The following is a 13,765-nucleotide window of genomic DNA, read 5'->3' on the forward strand; positions in this document are numbered from 1 at the left end:
TTGTCTCTCCTTAACCTAACAGCGTGGCGATACGCGATGCCATTAGTTGCTGTGAAATAGTTTCTTGCTCACCAGTACGTAAATCTTTCAACGTCACTTGGCTATTATTGATTTCGTCTTCACCTAAGATCAGAGCAATTTTTGCCCCTTGCTTATCGGCACGCGCGAGCTGCTTCTTAAAGTTACCACCGCCGTGGTTAGTCATTAAACGCAGAGTTGGCAGTTCATCACGTACTTTTTCTGCAACTAACAATGCAGCTTGTTGGCTATTTTCACCAAAAGAAGCCAGATACACATCGGCAACGGAGGTATCTGCAGTAAACTCTGGATTCACTTCTTGAACCAGCAGAACCATGCGCTCCATACCCATTGCAAAGCCAACCGCTGGTGTTGCACGACCGCCCAGTTGTTCAACCAGACCATCATAACGACCACCCGCACAGACCGTACCTTGGGAACCTAGCGCAGTTGTCACCCACTCAAACACAGTGCGGTTATAGTAGTCTAAACCACGCACCAAGCGTTGGTTAACACGGTATTTAATACCCGCGTTATCTAATAATTTGCACAGTCCATCAAAATGCTCGCGAGATTCCGCATCCAGATAATCAAATAGCGCTGGCGCATCATTTAATAATGCTTGAACGTCTTGATTTTTAGAATCCAGCACACGCAGAGGATTGCTATACATACGACGTTTGCAATCTTCATCCAGCTTATCTTTGTGCTGTTCCAGGAAAGCGACTAACGCATCACGGTAGTTTGCGCGAGCTTCTAATGAACCGATTGAGTTGAGTTCCAGCGTAACATGCTCGCTGATCCCAAGTGCACGCCACCAGCGCGCAGTCATTAAGATCACTTCCGCATCAATATCAGGACCTGCCAGACCAAACACCTCAGCACCTAGCTGATGGAATTGGCGATAGCGACCTTTCTGTGGACGCTCATAACGGAACATTGGCCCTAAATACCATAAGCGCTGTTCCTGATTGTACAGCAAACCATGCTCAATACCGGCACGGACACAACCTGCGGTATTTTCTGGGCGCAGTGTGAGGCTCTCTTCGTTACGGTCGTTGAAGGTATACATCTCTTTTTCAACAACGTCAGTCACTTCACCAATCGCCCGTTTAAATAACGGGGTCTGCTCTACAATCGGGGTACGAATTTCGCTAAAACCATAACCCTGTAAAATATTCTTCAATGTTGCTTCGATTTTTTGCCACACTCGAGTATCTGCTGGCAAGTAGTCATTCATGCCTCGGATGGCTTGGATATTTTTTCCCACTTTATTTCTCTATTTTCAGAATTACATAAGGTCGATTATAAGAGCGAAATGTCATCAGGTTCAATCAACAAACTGCAAAACCACCGTGGAATCGGGAATTATCTGTTGATTTTGGTCGCTATGGCGTAATTTTAAGAAAAAATGACCGCGATTAACACTGCTAATCACGGTGATAAATAAAAAACTGACTCATGATGAGCCAGTTTCTAAATATTATTTATCTATCTGATTAACATTTATTCGCATGCTTTCGTCTAGCATTGCCGCTTTGGCTCGAATTTTAGCTTCTAGCTGATCAATAATGTTGTCATTATCAAAACGCTCTTTTTGACGAATACCATCTTCGTAGAATCCACTCTTGGTTTTCGCACCCGCGACACCCAATGTGGACACTTCAGCTTCACCAGGACCATTCACAACACAACCGATGATAGACACATCCATTGGCGTGATAATGTCTTCAAGTCGCTGTTCTAACGCATTCACCGTGCCAATCACGTCAAACTCTTGGCGTGAACAGGTTGGGCAAGCAATAAAGTTAATACCGCGGGAGCGAATACGCAGCGACTTCAGAATATCGAAGCCTACTTTGACTTCTTCAACGGGGTCAGCGGCAAGGGAAATACGCAGTGTATCCCCAATACCTTCAGAGAGCAGCATACCTAAACCGATAGCTGACTTCACAGAACCTGAGCGCGCACCGCCCGCTTCAGTAATGCCTAGATGAAGTGGTTGGTCAATTTTTTGAGCAAGCAGACGATATGAACCCACAGCAAGGAATACATCAGAGGCTTTCACACTGACTTTAAATTGATCAAAGTTCAATCTATCCAAAATATCCACATGGCGCATGGCTGATTCAACCAACGCTTCTGGTGTCGGTTCACCGTATTTTTCTTGAATATCTTTTTCTAGCGAGCCGCCATTCACCCCAATACGAATAGGAATATTGTAATGACGAGCGCAGTCAACCACTTGGCGAATTCGCTCTTCACTACCGATATTTCCTGGGTTGATACGCAGGCAATCAACACCATATTCAGCCACTTTTAAGGCAATACGGTAGTCAAAGTGAATATCAGCGACCAGAGGGACATCAACTTGCTGTTTGATTAATTTAAAGGCTTCTGCGGCATCCATCGTGGGTACTGATACGCGCACAATATCTACCCCAACACGTTCAAGGGCTTTAATTTGGCGAACAGTGGCTTCGACATCGGTTGTACGGGTATTGGTCATTGATTGAACAGCGATAGGTGCGCCGTCGCCAACAGGAACATTACCGACATAAATACGGGTGGATTTGCGTCTTTTGATTGGTGATTCGTTATGCATTTTTGTTTAATTCTCCGAACATCCATGTGCTCATTTTAATACCATGGCGCTCTTTAATATCATGGCATAGTGTATGGTCATTGCTTTAACGCGCCCCACTATACACAAGAAAGCAAACTATAAACTATCACAAAGAGTGTTTTAGGATATAGTTTGCTTCTTTAATTTCGTAATATTTTTATGCTTCTGGCAACTTAAATTTCGCAGAACGTTTCGCTTTGATAAAGCGGCTTAAATCAACGTTTTTACCTTGGAATTGCACCGTCACATTGGCTGGTGCACCGATGTTTAAACGGTAAGGTTGTGCACCATCAAGTTCTAATTTGTCGCCGTTATTTTTCATGCCGCTAAATAAAACTTTATTGTTTGCGTCACGAATTTCTAGCCAACATTGACCAGAGAAACTTAACGTTAAACCATTACCTGTTGCGGCTGGCATATCCGTTGTTTGAGAAACATCTGCTTGGGCTCTGTCAACCGAAGGCGTTGTTTGCGGCGCATTTGGCAACGGGATCGTTCTCACCCCTTCCGCATCGGCATTCGTTGCTGTTTGGGTATTCGCTACTGTTTGGGTGTCTGTCAATACTGGTGCAGGGTCGACCAGTGGATCGGTTTGCACAGCGCTATTGTCAGTTGCAAGTGGCATATCAACCGCAATATTGTTCACGGGTTCGCTGGAATCTTGCTGAACCAATGCTTCATTTTGGTTCGCCATGGTTAACAGGTCTTTCTGCTGGGCATTATGTTCTTGCCACCACCAAATACCCACCATCGCGATAAGTACAATGACAATCAACCACGTTAATTTCATTAGCCAACCTTCGCGTTTTTTACGCTTTTTGCCTAATGAGTAGCTGTGCATTGGAGAAACATTGGGAGACTGTGCGGGAACATCACTTTTTAAGAGTGTGGCAAGATCGTTTTCAGGAATTCCGACCATTCGTGCATACAGACGAATATAACCACGTAAAAACGTTGGCTCTACGCCCGCAGGATGAATATCTTGTTCTATTTCCTTTACCGTACTCACTTTAAGACACAGTCGCTCCGCAACCGCTTCTTGCGTTAGACCCATACGCTCGCGAGCGCGGGATAATAATTGCCCTACAGTGATAAAAGTTTGTTCGGTATTATTTTCGATAGTCATTAGCTGGCAACACTATTTCCAAGTTTAATAAATATAAAGCAGATTTTACGCTACTTTACCCGTCTGATTACGTCATAGTTTCCAACAACAATAGAGAAGATATGCCGCTTTAATTATTGTAGGCGAACCAGGGCGTTTTGCCTAACCATAAAACGCCCCGAATTATAACCTAACTCACTGATTAGATATTATCTATATATCAGACTGATTTTACCTGGATAGGTTCCCCAGCAAGGCGTTTTTTCAAGGTACGTTTCGTCCTATCAATAACATCCCCTGCTAGTTGCCCACATGCAGCATCAATATCATCACCACGAGTCTTGCGAACTATAGTCGTAAAACCGTATTCCATCAATACCTTAGAGAATCGATCAATTCGGCTGTTGGAACTGCGACCATATGGCGCTCCCGGGAACGGGTTCCATGGGATCAAGTTGATTTTGCTTGGTGTGTTTTTCAAACATTCTGCGAGTTGGTGGGCTTGTTCAACGCTATCGTTAATATGATCAAGCATCACATATTCAACTGTGACACGTCCCGCATTCGCATTGGATTTCGTTAAATAACGATTCACACTGGCTAAGAATGTTTCGATATTATATTTCTTATTGATTGGTACGATGTCATCACGCACATCGTCCGTTGGTGCATGCAGAGAAATAGCCAGCGCAACATCAATCATATCGCCTAACTTATCCAGTGCAGGAACCACGCCTGAGGTGGAAATTGTTACGCGGCGTTTTGACAGACCGAAACCAAAATCATCTAACATGATTTCCATCGCAGGAACCACGTTATTTAAGTTCAATAACGGCTCACCCATCCCCATCATCACCACGTTGGTGATAGGACGGCGACCGCTAGACTTCAGCGAACCGATAATTTTAGCTGCACGCCAAACTTGTCCGATAATTTCGGAAACACGCAAGTTACGGTTAAAACCTTGCTGCGCGGTAGAACAGAATTTACATTCCAGTGCACAGCCAACTTGAGAAGAGACACACAGTGTTGCGCGATCAGCTTCAGGGATATACACCGTTTCAACCAGTTGATCACCCACTTTGATAGCCCACTTAATTGTGCCATCGGATGAACGTTGTTCATCAGCCACTTCAGGTGCTCTAATCTCTGCGACTTCTGTTAATTTCGCGCGTAGCACCTTGTTGATATCGGTCATTAGTTCGAAATCATCGTAGCAATAGTGGTAAATCCACTTCATCACTTGGTCTGCACGGAACGGTTTTTCGCCGAGCTCAGCAAAAAATTCGCGCATCTGCTTGCGGTTTAAATCGAGCAGGTTAATTTTTTGACCGCTTTTTTCTGGCTGCCCATTTTTTTCTGGCATAGCAGATACAGCAGAAGGAGTTGCACATTGTGCATTGGTAGTCATATCAGACATTGAGTTTGCCTCGTTATTACACTTTCGGCAGTGCGAAAAGCACGACGTAAATTGGGATTGCGATTAGTCGGGACGACTAAAAAATAAATCACCCTGTTAACGCGATGATTAACAGGGCGACATATTGTACAAATATTATAACAATAATGCTAATGCATTATTGAGAACGCCTTAGCGTGGGCAGATTTCGTCAGCAGCGAAGAAATATGCGATTTCACGTGCAGCAGACTCTTCTGAATCTGAACCGTGAGTTGCGTTTTCAGTGAAGCTGTCCGCGTAGTCAGCACGTAAAGTACCCGCTAATGCGTTGTCTGGGTTAGTTGCGCCCATCAGGTCACGGTGACGTTGGATTGCGTTTTCGCCTTCTAACACTTGTAACATGATTGGACCAGAAGTCATGAATTCAACCAGACCATCAAAGAAAGGACGACCTTTGTGCTCAGCGTAGAAGCCTTCAGCTTGTTCACGAGTCAGGTGCATCATTTTAGCAGCAACGATTTTGAAGCCTGCGCTTTCAAAACGGTTGTAAATTGCACCGATTACGTTTTTCTTAACTGCGTTTGGTTTGATGATAGAAAATGTACGTTGAACAGCCATAAATAACCTCTTAGCGATTGACTTAACTTTTACTCTTTATTCTCTGCTTTATTTCTCTTACTTAACCCAATGTTTCCACTAGGATTTCAAGAGCGGCATATGAAGAACCAAGAATATGTGCCTGTTGTAGTTTTTTATATTGTTTCTATTCCTGATGTTAGGAAGCAGAAAAATAGGGCGTTGATTATAGGGGCTTGGATTACAATTTCCTACAGTCACATCAACATTTTGTTAATCTTTTCATAGCAAAAAATGCTATATTTTTAATTAAGTCATCGTTTTATGCTATTACTTCACCTTAAAATTGATAGCTGTGACCTGTCCGCTCATATCTAAGACAGATATTTGGTAGTTTCCACTTTTTTCGAGCGTCAGCAAAATTGCCCCATTTTGCTCTGTATTGTTCACTTGCTCACCATTTAAAAACCACCATTTTTGCCCTTGCCCACCTTGAGTGAGTAAACGCAGGTCTAAACTGGTTTTTCCGGGTAAACGCTGGAGAACCTCCCCTTCGCGGATACCTGAAATTAATAATGGTGGCATTTCAAGATTTAACGGCGGACAAACGGCATCCGGCTTAGGCAGTCGATTTACTCGTTTTTCACTTGCAGGCAACCATGACTCTACGGTAATCGGCCATAAATGGATCTCTTTTTCTTGGGCATTTGGGCAATCTGGCGCAACTTGTAGCCCCTGCTCATTCACCCATACTTTTTGCCTGAGTCCAAGAGAGGATTCTTGATCTCGTGCCATTAGTGTTGGTGGAATCGTATTGTCTAAAATCCAACTTAAACGGCGCTGGCGACAATTACTATCTTCTTTCAGTAATGAGGTTCCCCCCGGCCAGCAGATCACGGCTTGGCTAACGCTCGCTGGCCTTGAATCTTTGGGGAGCACTTCGCGAGATTGATAAATTCGCGTCAGCAGCATGTTATTCACTTGGTTCATAATTGGAATCGCTGTGGCATAGCCAAGCTGCCCTGCAACTGGTGTTGCATCAGGACGCCCAACCCAAACACCTATCGTATAACGCGGGTTCACACCAATCGCCCAAGCATCGCGGTAGCCGTAACTGGTTCCTGTTTTCCATGCAAGATTTGGCTGTCCCGATAAGTTAGCATCAGGCATTGGGCGGGCTTCTCCTGCCATAATCCGGCGAACAATCCACGCTGCCCCCGGCGACATCAACTTACGGTCGCGGATAACATCTGTCGGTCGATAACGCAGAGGAGAAACTTCTCCTTGGCGAGCAAATGCACTGTAAGCTGACACTAAGTCTTCCATTCGTGCCGCCGTTCCCCCGAGGATCAACGACAAGTTAGGTTCCCCGCCAACTGGGAAACGCAGTTCTGTGCCCACATTACGTAATTGCGCCGCAAAACGCTTACTGCCATAGACATCCAGCAGTTGCACAACAGGCAAGTTTAATGAGCGTACTAACGCATCACTCACACTGACAGGACCATTAAAGCCGCTATCAAAGTTTCCGGGACGATAATCATTAAATCGACGCGGCACATCCTGCAACAGTGATTCGGCGTGGATCAAACCATCATCCATTGCCAGCGCATATAAAAATGGCTTGAGCGTTGAGCCCGGTGAGCGCCACGCACTGATCATATCTACGTGACCAAAGCGACTATCATCCTGAAAGTCAATCGATCCGATATACGCTTTCACGCTCATATCCGTGTGATCAACCACCAGCAATCCTAAGGAAGTTTGCTTCGGTAATTGGTTTTTCCAGTTCATCGCCATATCTTCAAGCTGCTTTTGCAGGCTAGCATCAATGGTGGTTTCCACGATGGATTCTTGGGAATCTTTGACCATCCGACGCGCCAGTAATGGTGCTAAATGCGGATTTTTACGTGGGGCAAGCCAGATTTGCTCTTGTTTGATTTCATTGACTTTTTCAGCGCTCCAAACTTGGTATTCCGCCAACCTATCGAGTACTTTATCCCGTGCTGCTTGCGCCCGTTCTGGGTATCTATCAGGTCTTAAACGACTTGGCGCTTGTGGTAAAACCGCAAACAATGCCGCTTCACTTGCCGTTAATTTTGCAGGGGATTTATTCAAATAAACCCAGCTGGCAGCACCTATGCCCTCAATCGTACCTCCGTATGGCGCACGGTTAAGATACATTTCAAGGATTTCATCTTTGGAATAGTGATATTCCAGCTGTGCAGTACGCCATAACTGTTTGAGCTTGCCACCAAACGTACGCTCATGTGGATCAATCAACCTTGCCACCTGCATCGAGATGGTACTGCCCCCAGAGACAATGCGCCCAGAGCTTACTAACTGCCCAGCGGCACGCATTAATGAAAATGGGTTAACCCCCGGATGCTGGTAAAAATGGCGATCTTCATAGGTTAATAATGCATCAATATATTCCGGCGAGACCTCATCCAACTTAACAGGGAAACGCCAAATACCTTCTTTATCGGCAAAACGCCATAACGGAGTCCCATCCCCCGCGACGACCGTGCGTGCCATTTCAATCTGCTTGATTGGCAAAGGCCAAATTTTATCTGCTGCTAAAAAGGCCAGTGGCAATACCACGACCAAAACCAGTAGCGTCCACCCAATGCGACGTAGCCATCTCTTCATTCGTCAATATACCAAGAGTTATTATTTGTTTTTATGATACTAAAAAAAGAGGGAAACAAACGTTTCCCTCTCAGACCATTAACAAACCCATCAGGTTTGGAAATGGCTCTTTTGGGTTGTAAAATTAACAAGGAAAATCAATTTATTGATTTTCACCTGATAACACAAAGAGGGAAAAACCACGCTTTTATCCCTCTTTGTCATCAACCTCAGAGGGAAACACACGCTTCCCTCTTTATCTTCATCTAGTTCAATGATTCTCTAATTTAATATGAATTAACGAACCACTTCCAACTGACCATCGGAGTAACCTGTGGCACGCCATTCTGGCACATACATGGATTCCACTTGTGGCACAGGTTTGTTATACACACCCGGCGTAACCGCACGAGCTAAATAAACCAATGTGGTTGGACGATATTGCTGAACTTCCACTGCCGCCACAAAACGGTCATCACGGTATTCCATATGACGAATTTGCGACTGCTGCATATCATCAATCATCTCTTGCAGATTTGGTGCAGATTCACTGAGGTTAGCGCTGCTATTGGCCAAATTTTGGTTTTCCAACTCTAAGCCCGCAGGTAATAAATCCACCACCAATGCATCAGGAACAGTTTGGTTGGCATTCACTTCCAACTTCACCACCACCATTTCACCGCTTCTTAATCTATCGATTGAAATACGGTTACCTTTCATATCGTAGTAACTGCGTTTGATATCCAGCACATTTGAGTATGGCTTCGGTGAGCGCATCGGATAGCCGACAACATTCAAACGAGTATACAGTGTGCTGGTACCGCTGTTTTCAACACTATAACCATTCACTAGCTGTTGTTTCGTTAAGAACTCACTCACTGGTTTATCTGAAACCAATGGTGGCTCTTGACCATTCACTAGCGCTTTCCATTGTGTTTCTGTCTCATTGGCATAGAAACGACCCGCTAAGTACAGGGCATTGCTCTCTTGAGTTGAGAAATACTTCTGCGAAGTCAGGTTGTTAGACAGTGTTTGCAGTTTTTGGTCACGGGATTTTGGCATTAAGTTATATTCATTCAGTAATGCCACGATCATCGCATCATCACGAATCGCTGAGCCGTAATCACCAATGCTGCTATAACGTGCGCTCTGTTTCTTCATACCATCAATAATGGCACTTTCACCACGCGCTTTATCACCCATCAGGTTTAATGCCACACCCAGTTGAACTAACGCTAAACCGCTGGTCGCATTGTTAGCTTGACCATAGATTTGACGCAGTGCCCCTAATGGCGCTTTTTGCTGAGTTGCTAGTACTAAGCCCGCATAGGCTTGGATCGCAAAACGAGATGCGTCTGGCTGATCCGTGTACGGATAACTCACTTGGCTACCATCTTGCAGATAACTTAACAGGCGTGTGTTAGCGTTATTCAATGCGCTTTGCGGTACGGAGAAACCACGCTGATTCGCTTTGTTTAAGAAATCCGTCGCATACGCGGTTAACCAATACTCTTCACGCCCCATTTTATCCCATAGAGAGAAGCTACCGTCATCACGCTGCATGCTCAGTAAGTGCGGGATGCCTAACTCAATCGCTTTATGGCGATCTGCGTCAGTTTGTGAATTAATCCCCAGCTTTTGCAGTTCAGCTTGTGTCGAGAATAGTGACGGATACAGCCCGCTCACGGTTTGTTCTAAACAGCCATACGGATAAGCAAACAGCTCACGAATATAGCGTGCAATTTGCAGCGGTGGACGGCTCGTTAACAGCACTTGTCCTTCCAGTGTATCTTGCTGTAAATAAGCAAAATCGTTGGTTGGTAATGACCAAATTTCACCCGGCTCAATCGCAGTAGCAAATGCCACGGTTTCGGCTGGCTGTGCTGGACGCACGCCCACTTTCCAACTGTTTTTGTACTCTTTCTCCGCTTCCCCTTCAACTTTTACGCCGTTGATGGTCATGGAGACTTCACCTTCACCAAAGCCATAATCGGCACTGACTGGCAGCGTCACTGTGGTACGTTTGCCTTTGGTCAGTTCGATATCACGAGTTGCTGCGCCATCTAATTTCACCATGCCCGATGCTTTGAATGTCACTGTCACATTCTGCGTGTTGTCGGTCATATTGGTGAGGTCTAGCGCGAAGTAAGACTTGTCACCGCTCGCCATAAAGCGAGGCATCGACATTTGCGTCACTAATGGTGCCGCAACAACGACCTTACTGTCTGCATGACCAAAATCTTTTTGGTTCCATGCTTGCGCCATTAAGCGTAATTCACCATTAAAATCAGGAATTGCCAGCGTAATTTCGCCTTCGCCATTTTTGTCTAAGATGACTGGTTGCGCTTGTTCCGCAATGATTTGCACCTCAGTCAGAGGCTTCATACCACCACGTTCCAGTGCAGCATCTTCACCATCACCACCAAAGCGCAGGTTGGCTAACTTGCCTTGACCTTCAATTAAGTGACCATACACATCATATTGGTCAACGCTGTAGCGCTTACGACCAAAGAAGGCATCGTATGGGTCTGGAGTTTTGAAATCGGTGATATTCAGGACGCCCGTATCCACCGCAGACAGCAACACGTTCACTTTTTCAGGCAGCGGCTTGCCATCTTGAGAAGTGGCTTTGATCTTCACTTTCAGATCTTCATTTGGACGCATTTTTGTCGGTGCGTTCAACGCCAATGCAATCTTACGATTTTCATCAGCTAGTGGCAGATGTAATACCCCAACAGCGCGTTTAACGGTCGCCTCTTTAGAGTCATCTCCCGGACGAACTACGACCGCAGAGATATATAAATCATGGCGTGCCCACTCTTTATTCACTGGCACTTCCACATCTAACCCGCCAGCTGGGACATCAATTTCCTGCCACCATAATGGCGCACTGCTCGATTCAAGCAGAATGTAACCTTTACCTGCTTTTGGCGCTTCGATGCGGACTTTGGCTTTTTCACCCGGTAAGTAAGCGGGTTTATTCAAGCTTAATTTCACTTGGTCAGGGCGAACGGAACCGCTGCCTCCGGTATTATCTTGCCAAGAGAAGCCTGCCCAGAATTGAATGCTGCTGACTAACTCATTGTCAGGGTTGGTAATTTCTAAACGGAATGACCCCCAATCCACTGGGAACGAGATCTTAGCGGTACCATCTTTGGCGATAGAAATATTCTCATTCGCCACCACGAGATCTTTTTGATCGTAGTTAGAAACCCAGCCACCACTTTCTGACCAGCTCCAGTAGTAATCACGACGTTCATACACTAAGCGCGCAGTCAGGTTTTCCGCTGCCAGCTTATGCCCTGCCATATCTGACATGACAATTTCAAACTCAGCTAATGAATTTTCATCGACGTTATAACGCTTCGCGTAGCGGTCTGTACGGTAATCGTAGATCTCTTTTTTCTCAAAGAGAGGACGAATACCCACTAATTTTTTCGCTGGCCAAATCGCTTGCTCAGCACGACGAGTCACAGGACGACCGCCTGCTTCTAATAAGCTAGCTTGCAGAACTGCTGTAATCGGAGAGCGCGTTGATTCCCAGTTGCTTTGCGGCAAGGAGATCACGGTTTCACCGCTACCATCTAAGGTTAAATCAAACTCATCCAGCTTACGCGGTAAGCCTTCTTCATTCGTCGCACCGAATTCAAAGCCTGGCAATTTCGCAACCGCTTCACGATTAGCTTTCAGCAACACTTGCCCTTGCAACTGATTATCCGCTGCTGGGGCGCCGTAGAGGTAACGACCTTTAATGTCAAAGTCAACGGGCTGCGAACTTAATACCGGTTTCTCACTGCCTGTAATATCCAGCGCCATACGCTCTGGCATAAAATCTTCAACATTGAATTTGTAATAGCGTTGTGGTGAACCATCACCTAAATCAAAACGCAGTGACCAACCACCCGTTTCCGCATTTTTCGGGATCTCTAGCTGATACTGGTACAAACCATCTTGTTTTTCATCCCCTTGCCATACAAAGCTCTTGTAGACCTGACCATCCGTCTTTAAGACATCCACTTTGACTGGCTGAGATTTCACTGGCTGACCATCACCATCACGCAGTAAACCATTCACTAGCAGTAATTCGCCCGGACGATATAAATCACGAGGACCGAACACAAAGAACTGTTTTGCATAGCCTGAAGGACCTGAAATATCAAACTCAGACAGGTCTAATGCGGGTTGAGTCAAGTCAATCATACTGGTTTGCCCTTCGTGGGTTGCCAGTAATAATTTGCCGCCAGCCAGTTTGTCTAACTGAGCATGACCGTCACCATCAGTCGTGCCTTTGGTCACTAATTGACCTTTTTCATCCAAAATCCGCAGCTCGACGCCTTTAATCGCCGAACCTTTGGCTAATGATTGGGTGAAAATATCCACACGATCATGGTAGCTATGTAATGACACGCCGATATCACTAAGCGTAAAGACTGTCGCAGGGAATTGATAACTGTAGCTACCCGCTTTTTGCATGATCGCTAAATAAACGCCATCTTGTTGCAGCTCTTTGATATCTTTTAATGGCAACAGAATGGATTGGCGGGTGTTTTTATCTGGGTTTAAATCGAAACGCCCTGTATAGGCTAATTCGACTTTGTCGAGGAATTCATCGGAATACCAATATTCATAGTTACTGCGGTATTGCCACATCGCGAGGAATTGCGGTAATTGTTTTTCATCGACACGGAAGAAATTTACGTCGATTTTATCCACGTTCAGCGCGATGACAGGCAAGCCTTGGGCAACTTTGCTTGGCAGTAAAGAGCCTTTACTTGCGAACCCAACGGTTGGAATAATTTGCGCCGTTTGGAATTTCTTCTCAAAGCTGTTGTTGATAGTACGTTCGTTGACCGCTTTCACTCCCGGATTAACCGAAAGGTTTAATTCTTTCGATGGCGGTAAATGGCGGAAGCGTAATTCCATCTGGTTATCAGATAACTCCCAATCTCCATCCAGCTTGCCTGATTTCACATCCACCAGATTCAGATACTGACCAAAGTTTTGATTTGGCTGTAAAGGCACCGAGAATGTCACGACCATAGCGCTTGCACCATCTAGCTGCAATTCCGAGGCATCCAAAATCTCCAGATCTTTCCCGGCATATTTCTTCACTAACTCTTCATTGGAAAGCTTAGGTGCAGCCTGTTTTTGTTCTGCAACGGGCGCCGTTTTGGTACTCGTTTCTGCCGCTGAGGTTGAGACATTACTCTCTTTTTTCGTGGTATCGTCTGTATTATCGCAGCCCGCTAATGCCATAACGGACGCTAAGGCTAATGCTACATAACGCTTTTTCGTTTTTAGACCCGCCAATGAAGTCCAACTTGATTGTTGTTTCATTACCGCCCCATCCCTTATTAAGTTAATTTATTATGTTCATGAAGCCCAAGAAAATCCTTGAACTTAAATACGT

The 13,765-nt window shown here is 45.3% G+C and carries 7 protein-coding genes; all 7 read right to left on the reverse strand.

The window, feature by feature from the left end; genetic code table 11:
- Window positions 1-10 precede the first annotated feature (10 nt).
- A complete protein-coding gene (hisS, locus tag ACY3ZI_RS13325) occupies window positions 11-1,288 on the reverse strand; it encodes a histidine--tRNA ligase (RefSeq protein ID WP_132495550.1) in 1,278 nt (425 codons plus the stop codon).
- A 213-nt stretch (window positions 1,289-1,501) separates the two neighbouring features.
- Window positions 1,502-2,623: a flavodoxin-dependent (E)-4-hydroxy-3-methylbut-2-enyl-diphosphate synthase gene (ispG, locus tag ACY3ZI_RS13330; protein ID WP_036949502.1), complete on the reverse strand. Its 1,122-nt coding sequence runs from the start codon at window positions 2,621-2,623 to the stop codon at window positions 1,502-1,504.
- A gap of 178 nt (window positions 2,624-2,801) precedes the next feature.
- Complete coding sequence (gene rodZ, locus ACY3ZI_RS13335) at window positions 2,802-3,770, reverse strand: cytoskeleton protein RodZ (protein ID WP_487375317.1); 969 nt, start codon at window positions 3,768-3,770, stop codon at window positions 2,802-2,804.
- Window positions 3,771-3,969: 199 nt separating this feature from the next.
- Window positions 3,970-5,115 (reverse strand): dual-specificity RNA methyltransferase RlmN, encoded by a 1,146-nt coding sequence (gene rlmN, locus ACY3ZI_RS13340; protein ID WP_410431076.1) that lies wholly within the window; start codon window positions 5,113-5,115, stop codon window positions 3,970-3,972.
- Between the two features lie 225 nt (window positions 5,116-5,340).
- Window positions 5,341-5,766: a nucleoside-diphosphate kinase gene (gene ndk / locus ACY3ZI_RS13345; RefSeq protein WP_006658631.1), complete on the reverse strand. Its 426-nt coding sequence runs from the start codon at window positions 5,764-5,766 to the stop codon at window positions 5,341-5,343.
- Window positions 5,767-6,054: 288 nt separating this feature from the next.
- Window positions 6,055-8,376 (reverse strand): peptidoglycan glycosyltransferase PbpC, encoded by a 2,322-nt coding sequence (pbpC, locus tag ACY3ZI_RS13350; protein WP_487375318.1) that lies wholly within the window; start codon window positions 8,374-8,376, stop codon window positions 6,055-6,057.
- 276 nt (window positions 8,377-8,652) lie between these two features.
- Window positions 8,653-13,692: an alpha-2-macroglobulin family protein gene (locus tag ACY3ZI_RS13355; RefSeq protein WP_487375319.1), complete on the reverse strand. Its 5,040-nt coding sequence runs from the start codon at window positions 13,690-13,692 to the stop codon at window positions 8,653-8,655.
- Window positions 13,693-13,765: the final 73 nt, after the last annotated feature.

The organism is Providencia sp. LY12 (assembly GCF_057621555.1).